General features: G+C 62.0%; 21 protein-coding genes. 19 read left to right on the top strand and 2 right to left on the bottom strand.

Annotation, left to right across the window (positions count from 1 at the left end):
• Window positions 1–42 precede the first annotated feature (42 nt).
• From V6617_RS17265 to V6617_RS17215, 11 genes are all read left to right on the top strand, one after another.
• Complete coding sequence (locus V6617_RS17265; RefSeq protein ID WP_338608155.1) at window positions 43–1,203, top strand: hypothetical protein; 1,161 nt, start codon at window positions 43–45, stop codon at window positions 1,201–1,203.
• Between the two features lie 89 nt (window positions 1,204–1,292).
• Window positions 1,293–2,342 (top strand): HD domain-containing phosphohydrolase, encoded by a 1,050-nt coding sequence (locus V6617_RS17260; RefSeq protein WP_338608154.1) that lies wholly within the window; start codon window positions 1,293–1,295, stop codon window positions 2,340–2,342.
• 457 nt (window positions 2,343–2,799) lie between these two features.
• Entirely contained in the window at window positions 2,800–3,255 is a 456-nt protein-coding gene (locus V6617_RS17255) for an STAS domain-containing protein (protein WP_338608153.1), read from the top strand.
• A gap of 2 nt (window positions 3,256–3,257) precedes the next feature.
• Complete coding sequence (locus V6617_RS17250; RefSeq protein WP_338608152.1) at window positions 3,258–3,626, top strand: response regulator; 369 nt, start codon at window positions 3,258–3,260, stop codon at window positions 3,624–3,626.
• A complete protein-coding gene (locus V6617_RS17245; RefSeq protein WP_338608151.1) occupies window positions 3,623–5,665 on the top strand; it encodes a chemotaxis protein CheA in 2,043 nt (680 codons plus the stop codon). The genes V6617_RS17250 and V6617_RS17245 overlap by 4 nt, the downstream gene beginning before the upstream one ends.
• Entirely contained in the window at window positions 5,662–6,159 is a 498-nt protein-coding gene (locus tag V6617_RS17240; RefSeq protein WP_338608150.1) for a chemotaxis protein CheW, read from the top strand. Before V6617_RS17245 ends, V6617_RS17240 begins: the two co-directional genes overlap by 4 nt.
• Window positions 6,156–8,249: a HAMP domain-containing methyl-accepting chemotaxis protein gene (locus V6617_RS17235; RefSeq protein WP_338608149.1), complete on the top strand. Its 2,094-nt coding sequence runs from the start codon at window positions 6,156–6,158 to the stop codon at window positions 8,247–8,249. Before V6617_RS17240 ends, V6617_RS17235 begins: the two co-directional genes overlap by 4 nt.
• A gap of 12 nt (window positions 8,250–8,261) precedes the next feature.
• Window positions 8,262–8,726, top strand: a complete 465-nt coding sequence (locus V6617_RS17230) for a chemotaxis protein CheW (RefSeq protein WP_338608148.1) — start codon at window positions 8,262–8,264, stop codon at window positions 8,724–8,726.
• A gap of 54 nt (window positions 8,727–8,780) precedes the next feature.
• Window positions 8,781–9,662, top strand: a complete 882-nt coding sequence (locus V6617_RS17225) for a CheR family methyltransferase (protein ID WP_338608147.1) — start codon at window positions 8,781–8,783, stop codon at window positions 9,660–9,662.
• Window positions 9,663–9,664: 2 nt separating this feature from the next.
• The gene (locus tag V6617_RS17220; protein ID WP_338608146.1) at window positions 9,665–10,777 is read left to right on the top strand and encodes a chemotaxis response regulator protein-glutamate methylesterase; all 1,113 of its coding nucleotides are present in this window, start codon (window positions 9,665–9,667) and stop codon (window positions 10,775–10,777) included.
• Between the two features lie 5 nt (window positions 10,778–10,782).
• Window positions 10,783–12,510, top strand: a complete 1,728-nt coding sequence (locus V6617_RS17215; protein ID WP_338608145.1) for a hypothetical protein — start codon at window positions 10,783–10,785, stop codon at window positions 12,508–12,510.
• A gap of 1 nt (window position 12,511) precedes the next feature.
• On the opposite strand, the gene V6617_RS17210 is transcribed toward V6617_RS17215, so the two are convergent.
• On the bottom strand, window positions 12,512–13,039 hold the full coding sequence (locus V6617_RS17210; protein WP_338608144.1) for a MarR family winged helix-turn-helix transcriptional regulator: 528 nt from the start codon (window positions 13,037–13,039) through the stop codon (window positions 12,512–12,514).
• 263 nt (window positions 13,040–13,302) lie between these two features.
• On the opposite strand from V6617_RS17210, the gene ectA reads away from it, so the two are divergent.
• The 5 genes from ectA to V6617_RS17185 all read left to right on the top strand — a co-directional run bounded on the left by ectA (window position 13,303) and on the right by V6617_RS17185 (window position 18,295).
• Entirely contained in the window at window positions 13,303–13,863 is a 561-nt protein-coding gene (gene ectA, locus V6617_RS17205; RefSeq protein WP_338608143.1) for a diaminobutyrate acetyltransferase, read from the top strand.
• Window positions 13,864–14,042: 179 nt separating this feature from the next.
• On the top strand, window positions 14,043–15,323 hold the full coding sequence (gene ectB, locus V6617_RS17200; protein WP_338608142.1) for a diaminobutyrate--2-oxoglutarate transaminase: 1,281 nt from the start codon (window positions 14,043–14,045) through the stop codon (window positions 15,321–15,323).
• A 73-nt stretch (window positions 15,324–15,396) separates the two neighbouring features.
• Window positions 15,397–15,798, top strand: coding sequence for an ectoine synthase (locus V6617_RS17195; protein ID WP_338608141.1), 402 nt, complete (start codon window positions 15,397–15,399; stop codon window positions 15,796–15,798).
• 39 nt (window positions 15,799–15,837) lie between these two features.
• On the top strand, window positions 15,838–16,764 hold the full coding sequence (gene thpD / locus V6617_RS17190) for an ectoine hydroxylase (protein WP_338608140.1): 927 nt from the start codon (window positions 15,838–15,840) through the stop codon (window positions 16,762–16,764).
• Between the two features lie 76 nt (window positions 16,765–16,840).
• The gene (locus V6617_RS17185) at window positions 16,841–18,295 is read left to right on the top strand and encodes an aspartate kinase (protein WP_338608139.1); all 1,455 of its coding nucleotides are present in this window, start codon (window positions 16,841–16,843) and stop codon (window positions 18,293–18,295) included.
• 79 nt (window positions 18,296–18,374) lie between these two features.
• Here V6617_RS17185 and V6617_RS17180 read toward each other — a convergent pair whose 3' ends face one another.
• Entirely contained in the window at window positions 18,375–19,046 is a 672-nt protein-coding gene (locus V6617_RS17180) for a pseudouridine synthase (RefSeq protein WP_338608138.1), read from the bottom strand.
• Window positions 19,047–19,190: 144 nt separating this feature from the next.
• Between V6617_RS17180 and V6617_RS19040 the strand changes: the two genes are divergently transcribed.
• The 3 genes from V6617_RS19040 (at window position 19,191) to V6617_RS17165 (ending at window position 26,494) form a co-directional block, all read left to right on the top strand.
• Window positions 19,191–20,078 carry a transglycosylase SLT domain-containing protein gene (locus tag V6617_RS19040; protein ID WP_422394792.1) on the top strand — a complete coding sequence of 296 codons (888 nt, stop codon included), beginning with the start codon at window positions 19,191–19,193 and terminating at the stop codon, window positions 20,076–20,078.
• 189 nt (window positions 20,079–20,267) lie between these two features.
• Window positions 20,268–22,151, top strand: coding sequence for an autotransporter assembly complex family protein (locus V6617_RS17170; protein ID WP_338610757.1), 1,884 nt, complete (start codon window positions 20,268–20,270; stop codon window positions 22,149–22,151).
• Window positions 22,151–26,494, top strand: a complete 4,344-nt coding sequence (locus V6617_RS17165) for a translocation/assembly module TamB domain-containing protein (protein WP_338608137.1) — start codon at window positions 22,151–22,153, stop codon at window positions 26,492–26,494. Before V6617_RS17170 ends, V6617_RS17165 begins: the two co-directional genes overlap by 1 nt.
• Window positions 26,495–26,552: the final 58 nt, after the last annotated feature.

The raw sequence follows: 26,552 nt of genomic DNA, 5'->3' as shown, positions 1-26,552 counted from the left end.
TTGGCGGTTCGAAAGAGCGAGACAGGGAATGAGGAGTTGAAGATGAAACCGGGACAAGACCTGGCTGAAATCACCGCCGGGATCGACCGGCTCTATAGGGACCAGCAGCAGGGGGAAGGCTTTCTCGACGCCGAGGGCCTGATCCCGGTCGCCGTTGCCCCCGTTGAGTCGCGCAGTTTCGGCGACTACGCCGAGGCGCGCGACGCTCTGGCAAAGCTCTCGGAAACGCTCGATAGCGCCGTCGACACCCAGTTGCGCCGTGACTATCTCGCCGAGATGATCGATTCCCTTGACGTCCTCATGGACACGTTCGAGGGCAAGCCTGTCGGTTTTGCCGAGCGGCTCAGGCGACAGATCCGGGTCGACATCACGCTGGTTGGTGACGATATCCTCGATGCCTACCGCGCAACGATCCGCAACGGGCTCGACGAGTTGGGCTATCGCGACGGCGATCTGGCGGCCGACATCGCCCGCTGGGAGACCGACACCATAGTGCCGCGCGACACGGTCATCGTCGTGCTCGAGGATTTTCTCAGGCAGTCGCGCCAGCGCGCCGCGGCGATGTATGATTTTTCCCACGAGTGGATCGAGCCGGTGGGCGTCACCCAAAAGCCCTTTGCCGCCTATTGCGACTACCCGGGGCGTCAGGTTCTGCTGAACCTCGATTTCCCGTATACGGTCTATGCCCTCAAGCATCTGGCGACCCATGAGGCGTTCCCGGGGCATCTTGTGCATCTGGGGCTGCGCGAGCGCTATGTCGCGGACGGTTCCATGCCGCTCGACGGCGCGCAGGTGGTCACCAGTTCGGCCTCGAGCGCATTGTTTGAAGGTATTGCCGACAACGGCATGGCCTTTCTCGACTGGCTCGATACCCCCGGCGACCAGATCGCTGTCGCGCTGCAGCGCCTCCGCAGCGCCTTGCGCTGCAATGCGGCATGGATGATGCACGAGGAGAAAAAATCGATCGAGGAAATCGTGCCGACCATCGCCGCTCAGGGCTATCAGACCCCTGAAACGGTCAGGGGGCGGCTTGCCTTCCTCCATCACGATCTCAGAGCGCCCTTCATTTATGCTTATTGGTGCGGGGATATGGCCGTGGAAAAGGTCTGGAAGGAGGTGCCCGCCTCCGAGCGCAAACGGTTCTGGCACTATCTTTACGGCACCATGCACACCCCAACGACGCTGGCGAGATACTGGCAATAGAGATCTGCCGCACCAATCGATCTGCCAATTAAGCTTGTCCTAAGAGTTGCCCCTCATAGTCGCTGTGTCAGTGGCTGTGGGGGCAGTGCATGCGTTTGCTTATTGTTGACGATAGCCGATCGAGCCTTGCGCTTATCGGAGCGATAATCGGCGAAGTGGTGCCCGGCGAGATCGAGCTATGTCTCAATCCGCGCGAGGCGGTCCAGCTCTGCCGCGAACGCCAGTACGATCTGGTGATCGTCGATCACATAATGCCCGAAATGGACGGCGTCGAGTTCACCGCGGCCTTGCGCGCCCGGCCTGCTTACAGTCTGGTTCCCATCGTCATGGTGACGTCCGATGCCGACAAGACGGTCCGCATCGAGGCGATCAAGGCCGGCGCGTCCGATTTTCTGCAAAAGCCGTTCGATCCCACCGAATTGCAGGCCCGCGTTGCCAATCTTCTGGCCCTGCGCAAGGCACAGGTCCAACTTGCCGACCGGGCCCAATGGCTGGCCCGTGAAGTCGAGCGCGCCACTGCCCATCTTCTGGCCCGCGAGGAAGAAATCATCTATCGGCTGGCCCGCGCCATCGAATATCGCGACGGCGATACGGGCGGTCATGTCTCCCGGGTCGCCCAGATCAGCGAACTCATCGCTGAGGGCATTGGGCTGCCCGAGCACAGATGCCGCATGATCTACCTGGCCGCACCCCTGCACGACATCGGCAAGATCGGCATCGCCGATGCCATTCTGAGCAAACCCGGCAAGCTGACGCCTGCCGAATTCGCCACGATGCAGGAGCACGTGACAATCGGCGCGCGCATTCTCGAGCGCGGCAGCTCCGATCTGATCAAGACTGCCGAGTTGATTGCCCAGAGCCATCACGAGCGCTGGGACGGCACCGGTTATCCCGACAAGCTCTCTGGCACCGATATTCCTGTCGAGGCCCGCATCGTGGCCATCGCCGATGTCTTTGATGCCCTGTGTTCCGAACGCCCCTATAAGGCTGCCTGGACGGTCGAAGCCGCCTATGCCGAAATTATCCGCTGCAGCGGCAGCCATTTCGATCCCGGTTGCGTTGCCGCCTTCCGCGCCAAATGGTCCGAGATCAGTGCGCTCATCGGCGGCACCGAGTTGCCCGAGGCCGCAGGCTTTTAGCCCCTCTCCCTAACGCGCCGGCCACTGCCGGCCCGTTGATGTTTCCAATCCAAAAATTTTTTTTAGCCGGGATGATCCGCGTCCGCGCGGATCATGGCAGTTGGGCATGCCTGCGCGTCAGTCGCCTGGCGGTTGCTTTAGACGTGCAGGCAATGCGGTTCTGTCCACAAAGCATTGAGCCGGCTGCCAGGCCCATGTCCGGGGCGAGAATCAAGAGCACGACAAAGTATTCCACATGTGTTTTTTCCGAGTCGATTCAGAATCAAAATCCGAAAGACTCTGAGATTGCGTGGCTAGATTCTGCGACGACTCCAGAGAAGGAAAGTAATACTCTCGTTTAATTTAATTTTTATGTTTGAATTGGCAAACAAAGTACTCCGATGAACTGTAAAATTGTAACTGTTGTTTAATAATTGAATGCAAGTGTATTTCCACATTCCGGGGGAATACACGGTTGATGGTGGTGCTGCGTTGGAGTGGTGCGACTGTCGGCAAGAATGGTTTGCGCCTTCTGCTCCCGGCCATCGCAACGGCAGGAGAGACAGAATGTCATCCAGACCCCTACGCCTATCGGGTACCGCCCATGCCCGATAAAGACTGCTATACGCTCGTTCTGGGCGCCGATGCAGGCATCAAATCCGCACAGAACGTCGCGACCAGCCTGGCCCAGGCCCTTTCCGAACATGACCACATCGCGCTCGATACCCAAACGCTGTCCGAGGCGGACATCACCACAGTCCAAACGCTATTGGCCGCGCGGGCAAAAGCCGAGCAGACGGGCAAGACGCTCGAGATGCTCGCGCCCATCGGCGCACCGCTGAGTGCCGTACTTGTGTCCGCCGGATTTCTCGGTTCCGGCCAGGAGCACGCCGGGTTCTGGACCGGGGTCACAAAACAGCAGGCGGGGCACTGACCATGAGCAAGACGATCCTGACAATCGACGATTCCGCATCCATCCGCCAGATGGTGTCCATGACCCTGACGGCGGCGGGCTTTGAGGTCATTGAGGCCGCCGACGGTGCCGAAGGCTACGACAAGGCCATCGCCCAGCCGGTTCACGCGGTGCTCACCGATCTCAACATGCCGGTCCTCAACGGCATCGAGTTCGTGCGCAAATATCGCACCCACCCCGCAAGCAAGGGGATACCGATCATTCTTTTGACCACCGAGTCCGACGATGAACTCAAGCGCCAGGCCAAGGAGGCCGGGGCTACCGGGTGGATCGTCAAGCCTTTCAAACAGGATCAGCTTCTGGCCATCATCAAGAAGGTGGTAGGCGCATGAGCATGTCCGATCCCACAGATACCTTTCGCCAGGAGGCCCGCGAGCTTCTCGAACAACTCGAAGCCGGCCTGCTCGATCTCGAACAGGATCCCGCAAATTCCGATCTCATCAATTTCGCGTTCAGGGCTCTGCACACGATCAAGGGGTCCGGAGCCATGTTCGGCTTCACGCACGTCGCCGAGTTCGTGCATGAATTCGAGACGGCCTTCGACCGGGTCCGCAAGGGACAGAGCGCGGCCAACAAGGCGCTCATCGAAGTCGCGCTCGACGCCAAGGATCATATCCACCGCCTGATCGAAGACCCCGAAGCCGAAGTGGCCGGTGGCGACGAAATCCTCGCCGCGCTGCGCCTCATTGTGGATGGTGGCGCCCCCGTGCAGGAAAGCGACAAGCTGGTCGAAGCGCCGCTTGCCGACAGTACGCCCTCGGCCGAAGCGGCCAAATGGTGGCGGCTGGTCTTCTATCTTCCCTCAGACTGTCTTGCCTTTGGCACCAATCCGATCCTCTTGCTCGAAGAACTGGCCGAACTCGGGCCCAATCGGGTCCTCGCGCTGACCGATCGCATCCCCGATCTCGAGATTCTCGATCCCGAAGTGCCCCATATCGGCTGGCAGGTCGATATCGAGGCCGCCGATCCCGCCGCGGCAATCGAGGACATCTTCATGTTCCTGCGCGACAGCATGGAACTGAGCCTGTCGGAGCTCGAGGAGGCTCCGGCGAAGCCTGAGACACCAGCCGCCCCGGATACCGCGTCGGCCCCGGTCGTGGCCGAAACGCCCGCCGTCGCCAACCCGGCACCGACCCCTGCCCCCAAACGGGGGAAGGCCGCCGAAAAGACCGAGCCCGACCGCACTGCCGCCACCTCGCTGCGTGTGCCCGCCGAACGGCTCGATGAACTCATGGATCGCGTCGGCGAACTGGTCATCGCACAGGCCCGGCTGACCCAGATCGCTGCGACAAGTTCGGACACGGCCCTCAAAACCATTGCCGAGGAACTCGAACGGCTCTCCTCGGGACTGCGCGACACCTCCATGGGCATCCGTATGGTGCCCATCGGGTCGCTGTTCGGTCGGTTCCGGCGCCTTGTGCACGACCTTTCGGGTGAGTTGGGCAAGCCCATCGAATTCGTGACCGCCGGCGAAGACACAGAACTCGACAAGACAATGATCGAGCGGCTGGCCGACCCGCTGGTCCATCTGATCCGCAACGCCATGGATCACGGTCTGGAAAGCGCCGAGGCCCGTGCGGCGTCGGGCAAGTCCGCCAAGGGCACCGTGCGGCTTTCGGCCGTTTATTCGGGTGCCGAAGTCGCCATTTCGGTGTCCGACGACGGGGCCGGGCTCGATCCCGCGCGCATTCGCGCCAAGGCCGAGGAAAACGGGCTGATAACCCCAGAGACCAAACTCACCGAGCAGGAACTCTATCACCTGATCTTTGCGCCGGGCTTTTCGACGGCCAAGGAGGTGACGTCGCTCTCGGGCCGTGGCGTGGGCATGGATGTGGTCAAGCGCACGATCGACGGGCTGCGCGGCACCATCGATCTCACGACGGTCCCCGGCCAGGGCACGACGGCGACACTGCGCCTGCCCTTAACGCTTGCCATCATCGACGGCATGCTCGTGCGGGTCGGCAATGGCCGCTACACAATTCCCCTGGCCGCCGTCGAGGAATGTGTGGAACTGCCCGAAGGCATCGAGGCACACGCAAAGGGGCGCAATTTCCTCGATATCCGAGGCTCGCTCGTGCCCTATCTGCGGTTGCGCGAGGTGTTCGGCACCTCTGCTCCACCCGAACCGTTCCAGAAAGTGGTCATTGTCGCCTCGGGCGAGGGCCGTGTCGGGCTGGTGGTCGATCAGATCATCGGCAACAACCAGACGGTCATCAAACAGCTCTCCAAGCTGCACTCGTCCATCAAGTCCTTTTCGGGTGCGACCATTCTCGGAGACGGCATGGTGGCATTGATCCTCGACACCGCCCATCTGGTCGCTTCCGGTCAGCCCCAGGGCGACAGTTACAGCCTGAGCGGGAGAGCCGCATGAGCGCGCCAGCCATTTCAATGAACGCCCTGACCATCCGCCTCGATGACGAGCTGTTTGCCGTCGAGGCAAGCCAGGTGCGTGAAATCCTCGACCTCGTGCCGATCACCGAAGTGCCCAACGCACCCGCCTTTGTCGGTGGGCTGATCAATGTGCGCGGACGCGTCGTACCGCTGGCCGACCTGCGTGTCATGTTCGGCATGGAACGGCCCGAGCCCGACGAGGAAACCCGAATCGTCGTCATGGAAGTCAATATCGGCGGTGAACCCACCATTGCCGGCATCCTTGCCGACAAAGTCCACGATGTCACCGACATCGAAGCCGCCTCGATTGAGGAGGCACCCAAGGTCGGCATGCGTTGGAAGCCCGAGTTCGTCAAGGGCATCGGCAAGCGCAATGGCGGCTTCATCATCATTCCCGACATGGAAAAAATATTCGAAACACCGGGCGATAGAACTTCGCCCGCTGCAGCATCAGAAGAAAGGTCTGCATTGTGAGACTGACTATCAAGACAAAACTGGCGGCGGTCTTCGGCGTCGTCGTTGCCCTGTCAGGCGCCAGCATGTTCCTGGCCCTGCAAAATCTGGGGCACCTGAACCAAACGCTCGAAGGCATCGTGAACGGCCCCGCGGCACGCTCACTGCAGCTCAAGGAGATGCAGGAAGATCTCACCGGCCTTTCCAACAATCTCAGGGCCATGATCCTGAGCTCGGACGCCGAGGCGCTCACCGAACAGCGCCAGCGTCTGGCCGAACTCTACACCGAGTTGCATGCGGACGCCGAGGGTCTGATCGGTGCGTTCACCGTCGAGCAGACCAACATCGACATGCAGACCTTCATGGAAACGCTGGAAAGCTACTGGACGGTTTCGCTTCAGGTCCAGGATTTCGCCGAGCAGAATTCCGACGTCGAAGCCTTCGCCATCACCACCAGTGAAGGCAGTGCAGCCATCACGGCCCTCGAAGAAACCATGGGCAGCCTGATCGACGCCCTCGGGCGCCGCCTTGCCAATGGCGATATTTCAACTCTGCCCGCCTATGAGACGGCAAATGCCATGTTCTTGAAGGCCAGCGACGCCTTCCGCCAGCAGCGCAATATCCTGTTGGCCGATGACGATCCCGCCAAGCAGGACGAATGGCTCAACGACTATCGCACCGCCCTGGCCGATCTTGCACCGGGCTTTGCCCAGCTCATGCGCGTTGCCGGATCGATCGAACCGACCCTGGTGGCCCAGGCCCAGACAGACCATGAAAACATGGTCCTGGCCATGGACAGGGCCGTCGAGGTCTCGACTCAGCGCACCCAATACAACGCCAATGTGCTGGCCGATGGCGAAGGCGCAACGCTGCGCTCAGAGGCTGTCGAGCTGCTCCAGGCCATGGTCGACCGCAACGATGTCGTGCTCGAGCAGGCGACCATCGATGCCAATGCCGTCTATGAACAAAGCCGCATGCTGCTGATCGGGCTGCTTGTCGGTTCCGCTCTTATCGCGCTTCTGGCTGCCATCTGGATCGTCGTTTCGATCTCGCGGGCTCTCTCCAGCGCCGTGCGTCTGGCCGATGAAGTGGCTGCCGGCAATCTCAACGCCAGTGCCGACAACAAGTCCGATGACGAAGTGGGCGATCTGATCAAGGCGCTCAACGCCATGACCGCCAAGCTGCGTGAAGTGGTTGCCGAGGTGACCTCCGCAACCCGCAACGTTGCCGCCGGTTCTCAGGAAATGTCGGCAACCGCCGAGCAGCTGAGCCAGGGCGCCACCGAACAGGCATCTTCGACCGAGGAAGCCTCCGCGTCCATGGAAGAAATGGCCGCAACCATCAAGCAGTCGGCCGACAACGCTTCCCAGACCGAAAAGATCGCCCGCCAGTCCGCGGCCGATGCCATCGCCTCGGGTGAAGCTGTCGACAATGCGGTCAGCGCCATGCAGACCATTGCCGAAAAGATCATGGTGGTCCAGGAAATCGCCCGCCAGACCGATCTGCTCGCCCTTAACGCAGCCGTGGAAGCGGCCCGTGCAGGCGAACACGGCCGCGGCTTTGCGGTCGTGGCGTCCGAAGTGCGCAAGCTCGCCGAACGCAGCCAGGCGGCCTCGGCCGAAATTTCGACCCTTTCGGGCGATACCGTCAAGGCGGCCCAGTCGGCCGGCGAAATGCTCTCCAAGCTGGTCCCCGACATTCAGCGTACAGCCGAACTCGTCGAGGAAATCTCGGCCGGCAGCCGCGAACAGAATGCCGGTGCAGCCCAGATCAATACGGCCATCCAGCAGCTCGACAAGGTCACCCAGCAAAACACCTCGGCTGCCGAAGAGATGTCGGCGACGTCCGAGGAACTGGCCAGCCAGGCCGAACAGCTCCAGGCTGCCATCGGGTATTTCCGTATCGATGGAAACGCCATGCCCGCGCCGGCCAATACGGTCGCCGCACCCTCGGCCAGGCCCGATCTCAAGCGCGAGATTCTGGCAAAGGCACCCCATATGAAAAAGGCGCCCGCCAAGGGTTCGTCTTCTTCGGGTGGCGGGTTCGATCTCGATCTGGACGAAGGCCAGGATGATCTGGATTCCCAATTCACCCGCCGCGGCGCGGCCTGATCAGGACCTGTCATGGCTGAGCAAATTCAGTATGTAACGCTCGGTGTCGCGGAGGAAATCTTCGCGGCCCCGGTGGCCACGGTCCAGGAAATCCTGGACATGCTGCCCATCGCCCGCCTGCCGCGCGCGCCCGAAAACCTGCTCGGCATGATCGATGTGCGCGACAAGGGCGTGCCGGTGCTCGACCTGCGCCTGACCCTTGGCATGGCGCCGGCCGCCGATACCGAAAACACCCGTATCGTGGTTCTCACCATCAACGGGCCTGACGGTCCGGTGACCCTGGGCCTGCGAACCGACAAGGTGTTCGAGGTGACGGTGCTGGACTCCGACACGCTCGATCCGGCACCCGCCGTCAGTTCCGGCTGGAGCAGGCACTGCATTGCCGGCATCGGCCGCCGCAATGGAAGCTTTGTTACCGTGCTCGATCTCGACGGTCTGTTCGGTGACATCGTCAAGCAGCCGATCCTCGCAGCGTGACAAAATTTTCGGTTGGCCGGGCACCCCGGCCAGCCGCCCGCCATGGAGTTTGAATTGTCCGCCCTAGCCCGCATTTCCAACGATATCGATGAAGACGACCGCCTCAGCGAAGCCGATTTTCAACGCATCTCTGCGCTGATCGGCCGTGAGGTCGGCATCAAGCTCCCGCCCACCAAACGCCTGATGGTGGAAGGGCGACTGCGCCGCAGAATGCGGGTTCTGGGCATGACCAGCTTTTCGGCCTATGGCGCCCATCTTTTCAGGCAGGGCGGGCTCGAAGCCGAACTGCCCTATCTCATCAACGCGGTTACCACCAACAAGACCGATTTCTTCCGCGAGCCCGAACATTTCGATCTCATGGAAAAGCTCATGGTCCCCAAGCTGCTCGAAGCTCGACGCAACGAGCGCATGCCGCTCCTCAAGGTGTGGAGCGCCGCCAGCTCGACGGGGGCCGAGCCCTATACTGCCGCCATGGTGCTGGCCGATATTGCCGCCCAGCGCCGCGATTTCCGCTTTGTGCTGCTGGGCACCGACATTTCCACCGACGTTCTCGATCAGGGCCGAAGGGCGGTCTATCCGGCCGAACAGATCGCGCCGGTGCCGCCGGCCAAGCAGAGCCGCTATCTGATGTTCGCCCGGCGGACCGGGCCGCGCCCCGAAGTGCGCATCGTGCCCGAATTGCGGCGTCTGGTGCGGTTCCAGTGCCTAAATTTGATGGATGGGACCTATCCCTTCGATCGTGACGTCGACATCATCTTGCTGCGCAACGTCCTGATCTACTTTGAAAAGTCCGATCAGGAAGCGGTTATCAACCGTCTGGTGGGCCATTTGCGGCCCGGCGGATATCTGCTGCTCGGTCATTCGGAATCGATGATCGGCACCTCGGTTACCATGCGTCAGGTGGCGCCCGCCGTGTTCCAGAAGGCGGGGGCGTAGCCATGAGCGAGAAAATCCGCGTGCTGATTATCGATGACAGCGCCTCGGTGCGCTTAACGCTCAGCGATATCATTTCCGCCGATCCCGACCTTGAGGTCATGGCCACGGCCTCAGACCCCTATGTCGCCGCCGAGCGCATCCGCCAGGAAGTGCCCGACGTGATTTTCCTCGACATCGAATTGCCGCGCATGGACGGGTTGACCTTCCTGCGCAAGATCATGTCCCAGCGGCCTATCCCCGTGGTCATCTGCTCGAGTCTGGCCGAAGCCGGGTCGGACACCTTCATGCAGGCGCTCGAGGCCGGCGCCGTCGATGTGGTGGCCAAGCCCCGCGTCGATACGGCCCAGTTCCTCAATGAATCGCGCATGCGCATCTGCGATGCGGCCAAGGGCGCCGCCCACGCCAAGATGCGGGGAATGAAAAAGCAGGCTCCGGCCCTCGCGGTCGAATCCAAGCTCACCGCCGATGCCATATTGCCCGCCATTTCCGAAACCCGCCGCCAGAGCCTGATCGAGCGCATTCCGGTGACCGAACCGATCGTCGCCATCGGGGCATCGACCGGGGGCACCGAAGCGCTGCGCGAAATTCTCGAGGCCCTGCCGGCGAACTGCCCGCCCATCCTTATCGTTCAGCACATGCCGGAAAAATTCACCGGCGCCTTCGCTCGACGCCTTGATGCCGGTTGTGCAGTTTCGGTCAGGGAAGCCCAGGATGGCGAGCTCGTGCGGCCCGGTCAGGTGCTGATGGCACCGGGCAATTACCACATGATGCTGGTGCGCAACGGCCCGCGCTACACTGTCAAGATCACCGACGGCCCTCACATATCGCGCCACCGTCCATCGGTCGACGTGCTGTTCCGCTCCACCGCCCAGACGGCCGGCCGCAACGCACTGGGCATCATCCTGACCGGCATGGGCGATGATGGCGCGCGCGGTCTTCTGGAAATGCGCGAAATGGGTAGCCCCACCATCGCCCAGGACGAGGAAACCTCGGTGGTGTTCGGCATGCCCAAGGAAGCCATCCAGCGCGGCGCCGCGGGGCGGATCCTTCCGCTCGGAAAAATCGGCGATGAAATCGTGGCGTTCGGCCACAAGGCCAAACGGCCCGGAGAATGAATTTTATGACCATGTCCGCTACACCTCCCGCCATAAATCAGCTTGCCGCCGATCTGGCCGGGCACCGGGAACAGATCGAAACCGCCTTCGTGTCGGTCGGCGGATGCCTTTCGGAGGGCGCTTCGCTCCTCAACAAACTCATAAAGCTCTTCGATGCACTGCCCGATGCCCTAAAGGGTGCCGAGGTCGAACAGGCGACGGGCCACCTCCAGGCGGTCGCCAGCCGCGCGGCCACCCTCTCGGACGCCTTCGGGCAGGAAAGGATCGATCTCGAACGTCTGTTCGAAGTGGTTCGCTCCGCCCATCTCCCGATTTCCGATCTGCACAGAACCATCAAGATGATGGGCATCGTTTCGATAAATGCGCGCGTGACCGCCGCCAGCATCGCCCAGGACAGCGACGATTTCGATGTGTTCACCACCGATATCGCGACGCTTTCGGAATCCGCTACCCGCACGCTCAAGGAATTTTCGCAGGTCTATCGCCAGCTCGTCGTTGAAGTCGATGCCGCAGTCAGTCAGCGCAATCGCTTCGAGGGCGCCCATGCCCATACGCTTTCCGATCTGGCGACACGGCTGGCCGCCACATTGCGCGCCCTGGAAAGCCAGCGCGCCTCGGCGGTCGATGGCAGTGCCGAAACCAGCCGGCTCTCGCGTCAGATCGTCGGGCAGATCGGCAGCGCGGTGATGGCTCTGCAGGTCGGCGATGCCACTCGCCAGCGGCTCGAGCATATAGAGGCCGGTCTCGGTCATCTGGCCGGCGTGCTGTCGGGTGAACCGGCATTCGATATCGAGCTAAAGCCCGAAGATCAAAGTCAGGCCCTTGCGGTAATCGCTTCGCTCGAACAGGCGCAACTGGCCGAGACGGCGCATGATTTCGGCGTCGAGGTAAGCGATGCCGAACGCTCCCTTGCCGCACTTGCCGCCGATGCCGAAACGATCATGGCGCGCAGTCGCGGGCAATATGGCTCGGACGCCGGCAAATCGTCATCCATCGCCAGCCTGAGCGACCAGTTGCGGGCCGCCGTATCCCTTCTGCGCAATTTCGAAGCCGAACGGGCCAAGCTCGAGGCGGTGGCCGCAACGGTCCAGCGCACGGTGCGCGTATTGCTCGGCCATGTCGAAGCCGTTCAGGATGTCGAGGCCAATATGCGCCTTGTCAGCCTCAACGCCGCGGTGCGCTGCGCCCAGCTCGGCCCGAGGGGCGCCTCGCTCACCGTCATTGCCACCCAATTGCGTGAGCTGACCAGCGAGACTGTTTTGGCCGCCGAGAGCGCCGTCGAATGGCTCAGCCAGTCCGCGGCGCTGGCCGATGCCTTCGGCGCCACCGCTTCGGCTGACGGCGCGGGGCAGGGCAAGGGGCTCGAAGAGGGCGCGACCAAGGCACTGGAGTTGCTCTCCGGGCTCGATCAGAAACTGGCCAACGCCCTGTCGAGCCTCGATACCGATGGCACCAAGGTCATTGCACTGCTTCAGATGGCGGCAAACGGGCTGGACGGCCTCGGCGCGCTGTCCGAAGCCATGGACGATATCAGAATGCAGATCGCCGGCCTGGCGCCCGGCGAGGTGCCTTCAGGGCACACCGCCGAGTTGGCCGGACTCATCGCCGGGTTGCGCCGGCTCTATACAATGGAGGCCGAACGCGCCGTTCATGACGCCCTTTTCGGGCCGCCTGAAACGACCGCGGCCACCCCGGACGCCGACGACATGTTCGACGATTTCATGGCGCTCTAGTTCAGGCGCCGGACTCGGCGCGTGGGGCCAGCACGGGATCGGATGCCAGCACGGCTGCCGCGGTGTCGTCCTCGGCATCGAGCATCGAGGCCACCCGCTCGAGTGCCGCGATCAGCATGAGCTGTTCCCACTCATCAAGACTGGAAAACGCGTCGTGAAACTGGGCGTGTGCGCCGTCGGGCGCGATCTCCAGCACCTTGCGCCCCTTGTCTGTAAGGCTCAGCCAGACCTGCCGCCGATCGGTCTGACCCTTGCGGCGCGCCACCATGTTGAGCGCTTCGAGCTTCTGGATCAGCGCCGTGGTGGTCGCCTGAGTAATCCCCATGCGCGCCGCAACCGAACCCGCTGTGTGTTCGAGCCCGTCATCGAGCAATTGCATGAAAATCAGCTGGGACGGGGTCAATCCCGTTTCGCGCATCAGCGCCTTTGAATTGAGCTCGGTCTTGCGCAGGATTTTGCGCAGCGCCGAAAGCGCGGTCTTTGTCGGGGCTTGCACGGCGCGGCCTGGCTCCAAGACGAGTGTGTTCATGGTCTTTACCTCTGCTTGCCGGCTCTCCCAAGCCCCAACCGGTGGTGTTTTGACAAAATCATTTAGATAACACTAATGAATTTGGCAAGCGATGCCGGCTTTCCCCAGGGGATGTCCAGCGTTGCGTAATTATCATTTGAATGCGTAAAGTCATGAAAAACAACAGATAATCTAAATGCAGCCCGATTTGGAACGATTTCCGAGGGTTGACATTTAGTTTGTATAAGCTAACTAACTGCGCGAAAGCAAATTGGAGGCATCCCATGAAACTCGCAGCAGTCAGCGATACGGACCTCAGCGCCGACCCGCGCTCGACCATCAAGATTCGCGCTCCCAGGCGCGAAGATGGTGCCGGTGTATGGCAGCTCATTTCCGACACAACCTCGCTTGACGACAATTCGATGTATTGCAACCTGCTCCAGTGCAGCCACTTCGCGTCCACATGTGCGCTGGCTGAAATGGACGGTGAAATCGTTGGCTGGGTTTCGGGCTATATCCCGCCCGAACACCCCGACACCTATTTCGTCTGGCAGGTCTGCGTGGCCGAAAAGGCTCGCGGCAAGGGCATGGCCAAGCGCCTGATCAATGCCGTGCTCGCCCGCAAGGTCTGCGCCAATGTCACTCAGGTGCAGTCGACCATCACCAAGGACAACAAGCCCTCATGGGCTCTGTTCGGGTCGATCGCCGAGACGCTGGACGCCGATTTGGTTCGTCAGCCGCACTTCAAGCGCGACGATCATTTCGCCGGCCTGCACGACACCGAATTTCTTGTCACCATCGGCCCGTTCGAACGCGCGGCACTGCCCGTTCGTTCTGCCGCCTAAGAGAGATAAGGAGCGCTGCCGCCACTGACTGCGGACCGGCAGCGCCATCAGATCTCATGCAGGCAAGAATTCCCCTCATTCCAAATTCCGCCGTCCCGCTCGAAGCGTCCCCGGCAAAAGTGGAAGACACTTTTGACGATCGGGAGCGCGATACGAGAAAAACAAGGAGACAAGGCACAATGACCACGACACACGAAACATTCGATCGCGTCGAGAGCCAGGTTCGCTCGTACTCGCGCAGCTTCCCCAAACTCTTTGGCAAGGCCAAGGGTTCGATCATCTACGGCGAAGACGGCCGTGAGTATATCGACTTTCTCGCCGGCTGTTCCTCGCTGAACTACGGTCACAACGACCCGGACATGCAGGCCGCCCTGGTCGATTACGTCACCTCCGATGGCATCACCCATGGGCTGGACATGTTCACAAAGGCCAAGGAAGAGTTTCTTGTGGCCTACGAGGACATCATCCTCAAGCCGCGCGGCATGGACTACAAGCTCATGTTCACCGGACCGACCGGCGCCAACGCCGTCGAGGCTGCGATCAAGCTGGCCCGCAAGGTGACCGGCCGCACCAATGTGATCGCCTTTACCAACGGCTTTCACGGCATGACCCTTGGCGCGCTGGCCGCGACGGGCAATGCCGGTAAGCGCGGTGGTGCCGGAATCGACCTCAACGGCGTCCATCGCGCCCCCTTCGAGGGGTATTTCGGTCCCGACATCGATACCGCCGACATGCTCGAGCAGATGCTCGATGATCCCTCGGGTGGCATTGACGCCCCTGCCGCGATTTTGGTCGAACCCGTACAGGGTGAGGGTGGTCTCAACGCCGCGTCGGGCGAATGGCTCAAAAAGATCGAGACCATCGCCAAAAAACATGGCGCGCTGTTCATTCTCGATGACATCCAGGCCGGGTGCGGACGCACGGGCACGTTCTTTTCGTTCGAGGAGTTCGGCCTTGACCCCGATATCATCACCCAGGCCAAATCGCTTTCTGGCATGGGCCTGCCCTTCGCTCTGACGCTTTTGAAGCCCGAACACGACATCTGGAAGCCCGCCGAACACAACGGCACCTTCCGGGGCAACAATCATGCCTTCGTCACGGCCCGCGTGGCGCTGGAAAAATTCTGGCGCGACGATGCCTTTGCCAATTCGGTCAAGGCCAAGGGCGAGCATTTGAAGACCCGCCTGGGCGCCATTTCCAAACGGTACGGGCTGACCCTGCGCGGCCGCGGCATGATGATGGGCATCAACACGGAAAACGGTGATGTTGCGTCCGACATCTGCGCCAAGTGCTTTGACAAGGGCCTCATCATCGAGACCTCGGGTGGCCGTGACGAGGTGGTCAAGGTGCTCTGCCCGCTCGTCATCGATATCGCGCAGCTCGACAAGGGCCTCGACATTATCGAGGACGCTTTCGAAGCCGTGCTCGACAAGGATGTTTCGCGCGCCGCGGCCGAATAGTCGGCAGCGCAGCGGACGGGAGCGCTCCCAGGTTTTGGAGCGCGACTGGGAAGAAAGAAAAAGGAAATACAAAATGATCGTTCGTGATCTCGAAGACGCCCGCCAGGGCGACCGGCTCGTCAATTCCAATGGTTGGGATTCCACTCGCCTGCTGCTGGCTGGCGACGGTATGGGATTTTCGTTCCACATCACCCGCATTCACGCCGGCACCAGCCACGAGTTCCACTACAAGCACCATTTCGAGAGCGTTTATTGCGTCTCGGGCGATGGTGAGATCGAGGATCTCGAGACCGGTACGGTTTACCAGATCAAGCCCGGCGTGATGTATGCGCTCGACAAGAACGACAAGCACCGCCTGACCGCCCGCGAGGAAATGGTCATGGCATGCTGCTTCAACCCTCCGGTGACCGGCACCGAAGTCCATCGTGAGGATGGTTCATATGCTCCGGCCGCCGAGTTGGCAAAAAGCGCGTAAGGCGCCCCCACAAACCCGAACCAAGGAGTAGAGGAAGCAATGACACTCTCTGCAGTTCACACCCGATCGGATGCCTATCCAACACGACTTGCCGAGGAAGCTTGGCTCGAGCGCAAAGACCCTGTGTTCTGGGGCAACTGGACGCCGCAGGCGCCGTTGACCCGCGCCCAGACCGAAGACTTCGACAAGAACGGCTTCCTCGTCCTCAACAATGTTTTCTCACCCGCCGAGGTGGCAAAGCTTCAGGCCGAATCGCGCCGTCTGCGCTCGGGTGAAGCTGGCCTCAACTCCGATAATGTGGTGACCGAACCTGAATCGGATGCGGTGCGCACCATTTTCCGGCTTGAGGACGAAAGCGCCCTGTTCAACCGGGTGGCCCGCGACGAGCGGATTGCCGGCAAGATCCGTTTTCTGCTCGATGACGATCTCTATCTTCATCAGAGCCGGCTCAACTACAAGCCTGGCTTTACCGGCAAGGAATTCTACTGGCACTCGGATTTCGAGACCTGGCACGCCGAGGATGGCATGCCACGCATGCGGGCCATCTCCGCTTCGATCCTTTTGACTGACAATGACGCGCTCAACGGGCCGCTGATGCTCATGCCCGGATCGCACAAGCACTACGTGTCCTGCGCGGGCGAAACCCCGGACGACAACCACAAATCCTCGCTCAAAAAGCAGGATGTGGGTGTCCCCAGCCACAAGGCGCTGTCCGATCTCGCCGAAAAATTCGGCATCGAATACGCCTCGGGTAAGGCTGGAACGGTGATCCTGTTCGAATGCAATACTATTCACGGCTCGAACGGCAACATCACCCCGTTCCCGCGCTCGAATGCGTTCTTTGTCTACAACGCCTGGTCCAACAGGGTCGAAGAACCGTTCGCGGCCAACAAACCACGTCCCGATTTTCTTTCGAACCGCGACCCCAGAGGTCCGTTCGAAATCGTCTCGGGCAAACTCGAATAGGCCCTGACCGGCCCATGAACCATTCGGCGGGATTTTACGGTCCCGCCGGGCACCCCGACCCAATCGGAGGCAACAAGTGACAGCCAAGACCCATACAGTCGAAAAAATCGGTGGCACGTCGATGTCGCGCAGCCAGGAGCTTTTGCGCACCGTGCTCGTCGGCGACCGGAAGGGCCCTGAGCTCTACAATCGCATTTTCGTCGTGTCAGCTTATGGCGGCATGACAGACGCCCTTCTCGAGCACAAAAAGTCCGACGAACCCGGCGTTTACGCGCTGTTTGCGAGCGCGGAAAGCGGCTGGCAATGGGGCGATGCACTCTCTTCGGTTGCCTCGAAAATGGTCGAAAAGAACACAGAAATCTTTGCCGACGCTGCAACGCGCGAGCAGGCCGACAAATTCATCCGCGAGCGGATCGAAGGCGTGCGCTCGTGTTTGATCGACCTTTCGCGCCTGTGCTCGTTCGGCCATTTCCAGCTCGAAGCCCATCTTCTGACCGTGCGTGAAATGCTCTCGGCTCTGGGCGAAGCGCAATCGGCGTTCAATACCGCCCTGCTGCTCAACCAGAACGGGGTCAACGCCCGCTTCATCGATCTGACAGGTTGGCGTCAGGATGGCGAATTGCCGCTCGACGAGCATATCGCACGCCAGTTCTCCGGCGTCGATTTCGCCACCGAACTGCCCATCGTCACCGGCTATGCCCAGTGCGCCGAACAGCTCATGAAGACCTATGATCGCGGCTATTCCGAAGTGACCCTGTCCCGCGTTGCGGTGGTGACCGGTGCCAAGGAAGCCATCATCCATAAGGAATTTCACCTCTCTTCGGCAGACCCCAAACTGGTCGGCTCGGACAAGGTGCAGGTGATCGGCGAAACCAATTACGACGTTGCCGACCAGCTCTCCAACATGGGCATGGAAGCGATCCACCCGCGCGCGGCCAAATCGCTGCGCCAGGCCGGCATCCCCCTGCGCGTCACCAACGCCTTCGAGCCCGACCATCCGGGCACCGTCATTGTGAGCGATCTGGCCCCCAAGACCCCGGGCGCCGAGATCATTACGGGTCTAAAGGGCGTGTTTGCCCTCGAGTTTTACGATCAGGACATGGTCGGGGTGAAGGGTTACGACACCAAGATTCTCGAATCCCTGACGCGCCACAAGGTCTGGATCATCTCCAAGACCTCGAACGCCAACACCATTACCCACTATCTCAAGGGCTCGATGAAGGCGATAAAGCGGGTTGAAACCGATCTGGCCAAAGCGTTCCCCACGGCAAGCACAACGCTGCGCAAGCTCGCCATGGTTTCGGCCATCGGCCGCGATCTGGGCGGCGTCCGCATCCTGCCGCGCGCCATTGCCGCGCTCGATGAAGCCGGAATCGAGCCGATCGGCCTCACCGACATGATCCGCAAGGTCGATCTGCAGGTGCTGGTCGAAGAAAAAGATTTCGACGCCGCGATCATCGCGCTGCACAAGGGTCTTGTGGAAGAGCGCGCCGAGCGCAAGGCGCGAGCCGACATTCGTCGCGTTGCCTGATGGATGCCTCTGACGGCAACGCAACGACAGGCCGGTCCCCTTCCGGGGGCCGGCTTTTTCTTTGCCTGTTGGCCTGGGCTTAAAAGGGCGGCTCGGACCGAAAAACGACAGGCGCTCCACCGTTGGGGTGTCTGAACCCCAGTTCAGCCGCGTGCAATTGCAGCCGGTCGGCCGCCGCAAGCGCATCGCCTGTGGCATAGAATTCATCGCCAAGGATCGGATGTCCGATCTCGTTCATATGCACCCGCAATTGGTGCGTGCGGCCGGTGATGGGGATGAGCTTGAGCCGCGTCGCCTCCGCCTCGCGCGCTATTACCTGCCATCGCGTCTGGCTGGCCCGGCCACGCTCATGGTTGACCTCTTGGCGCGGTTTGTTCTCCCAGTCCGTCGCCAGCGGCAGATCGACAAGCCCTTCGTCCTCGCCCACATGGCCCCAGACCCGCGCGATATAGAATTTGGTTGTCTGGCGATATTCGAACTGCTTGCCGATATGGCCATGCGCTCCCTTGTGCTTGGCCATCACGACGATGCCCGAAGTGTCCTTGTCGAGCCTGTGAATCGTTCCGGCGCCCGGATACCGTTCCAGCGCCCGGCTTTGCAGGCTGTCGAACAGCCCCGGGTCCTTGCCCGGCACGCTGAGCAGGCCCGAGGGCTTTATGAAAACCACGATATCGGCATCCTCGTGGAGGATGTCGAGCCAGGGCTCGCGGGGCGGGTTGTAATCGAAGGTCTTGGGCATGGGATTGAGCATGGCTGACGCTCTATCAGCAATCTGGCGGGCCGAAAAGTTGTCGCATTGCCTGATTGTCGCCCACAAATTGCCACATCCGCTCCCATTATGGGGAAGCGTGTGCTATGCGCGCTGCTCAGGGTTCAATTTCTTTTTCGGGTCTCAATGATTGCAAAACGGCTCATCGCGCTGTTTGCCGCCCTCGTTCTGGGGTTTTCAGCCGTGCCTGCCAGCGCACAGAGCCATTCGCGCACGGAAGTCGAAATTCTCGCCCAGTATTACGCGCAATATTACGGCGTGCCGCTCGAACTGGTCCGCCGTGTCATCAATCGCGAGAGCACCTTCAACCCTGCAGCCCGCAACGGGCCTTACTACGGACTGATGCAGATTCTGCCCGCCACGGCCCGCACCATGGGGTTCCGTGGCCAGCCCTCCGATCTGCTCAACGCCGAAACCAACCTCATCTATGCCGTCAAATATCTGCGCGGCGCCTGGCTTTTGGCCAATGGCAGTCATGATCGCGCGGTCCAGCTTTACGCCAAGGGCTATTACTACGAGGCCAAGGCCGCCGGCCTGCTCGAAGAGACCGGCCTGCGCCCCGGCCCGGCAACCCCCATTGCCCCCATGCCGCCGACCGCCGCCGAGCCCGTGGTTGCCGCCGTCACGCCTCCGCCGCCCGTAACCGAGATCGTTCAGACACTTGAGGTTGCCGCCGCCGATCCGGTCGAGACCGCGTTTGAAAGCACCCCCTTGGGCTTTTTGCCGCCATCCCGCCCGCTCGGGTTGGGGGTGCAGGAGCAGGAGCCTGCACAACCCCAAACCGATGCCCTTGTTGCCATCGCCGCCGCCGAGGCGCCTGCTGCGATTCCACCGCGCCCGCAAATCGGGACGCCCGAACCCGAGCCGGTCCGGCTGGCCTACGCCGAGCATCGCGCCACCCGGGACGTTCCCCAGCCTCAGATCGCCGCCGCCGAGGCGCCGCTGCGCCCCTCCATCGATCTGGTCACGAGCACCTTTGCCCTGCTCGATTCGATGGCCCCGGCGCAGCGCTGACCGTGCCCGGCCTGCGACACATAGATCATAATCGTTGTTTTGACCTGGCCGTCGGGGTTGCCGTTAACCCGTCCTGTGCTAGGATTTTGATCAAATTGGAGCCAGTTACCCCCCAACTCGGATCTCCAGTTGAGCGGAATGGATAGTGTGGATTGCGTACCAGCCGTGAAAGTCAACAAGCGCTATAGCCTGATTGCCCTTTGTGTGGCCGGTACGCTTCTCACCGGCCCGGCGCTCGGATTCGAACTGTTCGGCATCCAGTTCTTCGGTTCGCAGACCGATGACGCTGACGCTGTGATTGCCGATCCGCGCACCTATGATCTGACCTTCGAGACCGGCACCGAGGGCGAGGTGGACGCCGCCCTGCGCGGAGCCTCCGGCCTCTGGGGTGACCGTGACGAGCCGGCATCGGGTGTACCAGGCCTTCTGGCCAAGGCGCGTGGCGATTATGCTCGCATGACCGGAGCGCTTTACAATCTGGGCTATTACGGCGGCGTGATCTCTATTTTGGTCAATGGCCGCGAAGCCGCCTCGATCCCGCCCGACGCCAGCCTGCCCGAACCCGCTCAGATCAGGGTTACCGTCGATCCAGGGCCTCAATTCGTCTTTGGCCCCCTGCGCGTTGACAACAGGGCGCCCATGCCCGTTGTCGAAGCCGATAGGGTCGAGGCGCTCTCCGAAATAGGGTTCGTGACGGGCCAGGTGGCCCGCGCCACGGTCATAGCCCAGGCCGAACAGCGTCTTGTCGAAGCCTGGCGCCAACTGGGTTACCCCAAGGCACAGATCGGCTCGCGCGATGTGATCGCCGATCACCCCAGCCGCACGCTCGAAGTGTCCATAGTGGTGGATCCGGGCGCCTACGCCGCCATAGGTCCCATAGGGGTCGAGGGCACACAGAACATGAGCCCGGCCTTCATCGTGCGTCAGACCGGGCTGGTCCAGGGCGCTGAGTACGATCCCGACGACATCGAGAGGGCCCGCGAACGGCTGACCCGGCTCGGCGTTTTCCGCTCGATGCGCATCGAGGCGGCCCAAAACGTCCAGCCCAACGGTCTGCTGCCCTACCAGATCATAGTACAGGAACAGGCTTTGCGCCGCTTTGGCATCGGCGCCAGCTACGGCACGCTCGACGGACTTGGTGTCGAAGGTTACTGGCTGCACCGCAACCTGTTCGGCGAGGCCGAGCGCCTGCGGCTCGATGCAAAGGTGGCCGGTATCAGCTTCCCCATCGATACCGCCGAGTTCGACTATGCCTTTGGCGGCACCTTCACCAAGCCGGGCATTTTCACCCCCGAGACCGACCTCGTCGCCGCGCTCAGCGCCGACCGTTCGGTCCTCCCGCTCTATACCGAAACGTCTGTGCAGGGGCGGCTGGGGATCGAACAGCTCTTTACCGACGATATTTCCGGGAGCGTCGGCCTTCAGTTCCAGCATTCCTATTTCGAGGACGACGCTACCTTCGGAAACCGCAATTTCACCACCGCCGGCCTTTACGGGCGCGGCGTGTTCGACAATCGCGATTCCGATCTCGATCCCACCGAAGGCTTCTATCTCGAAGCCACCGTCGACCCGCTCTACGAGTTCGAGTACGAAAACTTCCTCGCCCGCGCGACGCTCGAAGGCCGCGCCTATTTCGCCTTCGACGAGGACGCCAACTATGTCCTTGCCGGCCGCGTCAAGGCGGGCGCTGTGGCTGGCCCCTCGCTGTCCGAAATCCCGCCGGACCTGTTGTTTTTCGCCGGCGGTGGCGGTTCGGTGCGCGGTTATGCCTATCGCTCCATCGGGGTTGATGACGGCATGGGCAACACAACCGGCGGCCGCTACCTCCTTGAAGCGTCTCTGGAAGGCCGCGTGCGGTTCAACGATCAGTTCGGCGCCGTCGCCTTCGTCGATGGCGGCTACGTGGCCGCCGACACCTTCCCCGATTTCGATCAGTTGCGCCTGGGGGCCGGCGTGGGCATCCGCTATTACACAGCGCTCGGGCCCTTGCGCCTCGACGTCGCTGTGCCTTTGAACAAGAGCCCGGGCGACCCCGATTACGCGCTCTATGTCGGTATAGGACAGTCGTTCTGATGCGCGTTCTGACCACCGCAATCGCCGTCGTCTCGCTCGCCATGCCGGTGCCGGCCATGGCCCAGGATGCCGAGCGCGAAAGCCTCATGGACATGCTAGCCCGCGCCAGCCAGCTCAATGAAAACGAGCAGCACGGCGCGCTTGTCGGCTTCGTTGAAAACCAGATCTCCACGCCCGACCGCCAGATCCGGCTTACCGGCATCGACGGGGCGCTCTCATCCAACGCCTCGATTGACCAGATCACCATTTCCGACACCGAAGGCATCTGGCTGATCGTTGAAAACGCGCAATTGCAGTGGAACCAGGGCGCCTTGCTGTTCGGGCGGCTGGAAATCCAGTCGCTGTCGGCCGATTCCATTGCCTATATTCGCAATCCGGTTTCCAGTGAGGCGCCAGCGGCCCCGTCCCCCGAGGCGGGCGGGTTCTCCGTTCCAGAATTGCCCGTGGCAGTTATTCTTGAAAGCCTCTCCGTGCCCAATGTGCGGTTCGGTGAACAGGTCTTCGGGCTGGGTTCGGAAATCTCGCTGGCCGGATCGATGACGCTGGAGGGTGGCGCCATCGATGCCCAGCTCGATATCGAACGCCTTGACGGACCGGGCGGCACGCTCGACCTTGATCTGCAATACGCCAACGATACGCGCGAAATCGATCTCGGACTTGAGCTCATAGAGCCGGAAGATGGTATCGTCGCCAACCTCCTCGACATCGAGGGACGTCCGGAAATTGCGCTGGGCCTGCAAGGGGCCGGCCCCATCGACGATCTCGACATCGCTCTGACCTTCGATGCCGATGGCAACCGTATCCTGACCGGGGAGGGCACGCTCGACCAGAATGGGCAGGGCCTCGCCATCGCCGCCGATCTGCGCGGCCCGCTTTCCACCGTCCTGCCGGCCGCCTATCGCGATTTCTTCGGTGAACAGACTGCGCTTTCGCTCGAGGCGCTCATGCGTGATGCCGGCGGGTTTGAAGTTTCCAATCTTTCGCTTTCGGGCGGCGAACTGTCGCTCTTGGCCAATGCCGCCACCACGGCAGATGGCTTTTTGAGCCGTCTCGATGTCACCGGGGAAATTTCTCCGGTCTCTGGCGACACGGTCACTCTGCCCGTGCCCGGCGCGTCCACCCGTATCCGGCGCGCCCGCTTCGATGTCGATTACGGCGATGAAGGGTCCGAACAATGGTCGGGACGCCTCCAATTGCTGGGCTTTGAAACCCCCGATTTCGCCGCCCGGAGCCTGGTGCTCGACACCTCGGGCGTTGCCGCCGATCTCGACGATCCTTCAGCCCGCCGCGTCACCTTCAATGGCGATGGCATGATCGAAGGCGTCACCTCATCATCGGAGGAAATTTCCCAGGCGCTTGGCACCTCCATCGGATTCGGCCTCGCCGGCATGTGGGAGGCGGGTCAGCCCATAACGCTCGCTCAGCTCCGCCTCCTCGCCCAGGCGCTCAATTTCGAGGCAGCCGGCCAGATCGACGAAAACGTCTTTAGCGGCGATCTCGAGCTCACCACCGATTCGATAGCCCCCTTTTCCGGTCTTGCCGAACGGGAGCTATCGGGCGCCATTGCTCTTGATGCCACCGGAACGGTCTCGCCGCTGTCCGGTGGGTTCGATCTCACGCTCGACGGCACCGGCACCGACCTCTCGGTCGATGACGAGATCGCCGACAATTTGCTCGAAGGCACGGTTGCGCTATCGGGTCGCGTAGCGCGCAATGAAGCCGGGCTCGAGGCCCAAGATTTCCGCATCGCCAATAGCCAGGTCGAAATGGTCGCCGACGGCACCTATGCCACAGGCACCGCCGATTTCACCTTCGATCTGGCGCTGGCCGACCTTGCCCTGATCAATCCCGAAATGTCCGGCCAGCTGACCGCGACAGGCACCGCCCAGGGCGCCGAAGGCACCATCGCCTTGTCCGCCGACGTCGATATCCCCGAAGGCACATTGGGCGGGCGCACATTGCGCAACGCCAATATCGGCTTTGACGGCACCTCGCGCGAAGAGGGGCTTGTCGGTGCCCTCGCTGGTGCTGCATCGCTCGATGGGTTCCGCGTCTCTCTGGCCAGCGACATCGATAATAATGCCGAGCGCCTGCGCCTGTCAGACTTTGCGTTCGAGGCCCCCGGCACGGCGCTTTCGGGCAATCTTACCCGCTTTGCCAATGGTCTGCTCGATGGCCGGTTGACCCTTGATGCGCCAAATATCGAAACGGCGGCCGCCCTCGCGCTGGCCGACGCGAGCGGCGCGGCCAACGCCGATATCATCCTGGACCCGGAAGGCGAAACCCAGAACGCCGAGGTCACGGCCTCTCTCGACGCCGTAAGGTTCAACGACATCACAATCGGCTCGGCCAACGTCGAGGCGACGATTGCCGATCTGTTCGGCGTTCCGGTGATCGACGGGTCGATCGATGGCGCCGATATCGTTGCCGCGGGCACCAATGTGCAAACCGTTTCGCTCACCGCGACGGCCAGCCAGCAAACCACGCGGTTTTCAGGCAATGCTTCGCTCAATGCGGGAACCGAGGTCACTTTGGCCGGCCTGCTCGAACCCATTGCCGATGGATATCGTGTGGCACTGGACACGTTCGGGCTGACACGGGGCCAGCTTGCTGCAAGCCTCGCTCAACCTGCCGAACTGACCGTCGCCAACGAGACGGTTTCGTTTTCGGGGGTCGAACTGGCCGTTGGTTCGGGCCGCATCATGGCGACAGGCAGCGCCGGGCAAAATCTCGATATCGCGCTCGATGTCACCGCCTTCCCGCTCAACATCGCCAACACCATCGTTCCCGATCTGGGGTTGGCCGGGACGGTTTCGGGCACCGCGCAGATCTCGGGCGCAGCCAGCGATCCGCGTGCCAGTTTCTCGTTCGAGGCCAATGGCTTAAACGCCGCCACGATCTCCGATTTCGGAATCGCCCCGCTCACGTTATCGGCCCAGGGCAGTTTCGCCGACAACACCATCACCCTGTCCCAGGCTCGCGCCAACGGCTCGGGCGGGCTCAGCGCCACCGCTCAGGGCACCATCCCGCTTGAAGGGGCCGGCCTCAATATCGCAGTCAACGGCTCGGCCCCGCTTTCGCTGGCCAACCGCTTCGTGGCCGATCGCGGCGCGCAGATTTCAGGCACGGCAAATCTTGACGCCCGTGTCACCGGACGCATCGATGATCCGCAGTTTTCGGGCACAGTGTCGGTCGCCAATGGCGAATTTATCGATCCCGGTCTCGCGCTCCGGCTGGTCGGCATCACCGGCACCGCTTCGCTCAACGCAGATCGTGTGACTATCAACACGCTCACGGCCAATCTCGCCACGGGCGGTTCGGTCTCGGCCTCAGGCTTCGTTGGCCTCGATGCTGGGTTCAATTCCGACATCGCGATCAATTTCGACGCGGCGCGCTACGCCGACGGCAATCTCGTGGTCGCCACGCTCAACGGCGATCTGCGGCTCACCGGCCCCATCGCCAATGGCGGACGGCTGGCGGGCAACGTCGACGTCGCCCGCGCCGACATCACCGTGCCCGACGGCTTCGGCGGCGCGGTGAGTGTCATCGACGTCGATCACGTTCGTCCACCACCCCCGGTCGCCGCGACGCTGGCCCGGGCCCGCATCGACCAGCGCGCATCGAGCACCACAACGGCCAGCGTGCCGCTCGAACTCGCCATCACCATTTCAGCGCCCAACCAGGTGTTCATCCGCGGTCGTGGGCTCGATGCAGAGGTGGGCGGCCAGGTTCAGATCAACGGCAATGTGGCCGATGTCCGGCCCGTCGGCGGGCTCGAATTGATCCGCGGCCGGCTCTCGATTTTGGGCCAGCGTATCGATTTCGACGAAGGCACCGTCACCCTGATCGGCGATCTCGATCCCTTCATCAACCTCGTCGCCCGCACACAGGGCAATGACATCACGGTTATCGTTACCGTTTCGGGCCGCGCATCATCGCCGGAGGTGACGTTCTCGTCCGATCCCATGCTGCCCCAGGACGAAGTTCTGGCTCGGCTGATCTTTGATCGCGGCGTGGGCGAGTTGTCTCCGCTGCAACTGGCCCAACTGGCTGCGGCAGCGGCCGAACTGGCCGGTGGCGGCAGTGGCTCGGGCTCGCTTCTGGGGTCCCTGCGCGAAGCTGCAGGGCTCGACGATCTCGATATCGTCACCGATTCCGAAGGCAATGTCGGGGTGCGTGCCGGTGCCTATATCGATGACAACATCTATCTCGGCGTCGAGGCCGGGGCCGCGGAAAGTCGGGTCACGATCGATCTCGACATCACCGAGCAGCTTCGGGCCCGCGGCACCACCAGCACGACGGGCAATTCCGGTGTCGGCCTGTTCTACGAACAGGATTACTGAGCAAGCCGATAGGGCGCAACGGTTGAAAGCGGCAGCGTGTCATGGACAGACTGTCGCC

This window comes from Pelagibacterium nitratireducens (assembly GCF_037044555.1).
Classification (GTDB): Bacteria; Pseudomonadota; Alphaproteobacteria; order Rhizobiales; family Devosiaceae; genus Pelagibacterium; species Pelagibacterium nitratireducens.
This window is presented reverse-complemented; position numbering and strand designations above follow the sequence as displayed.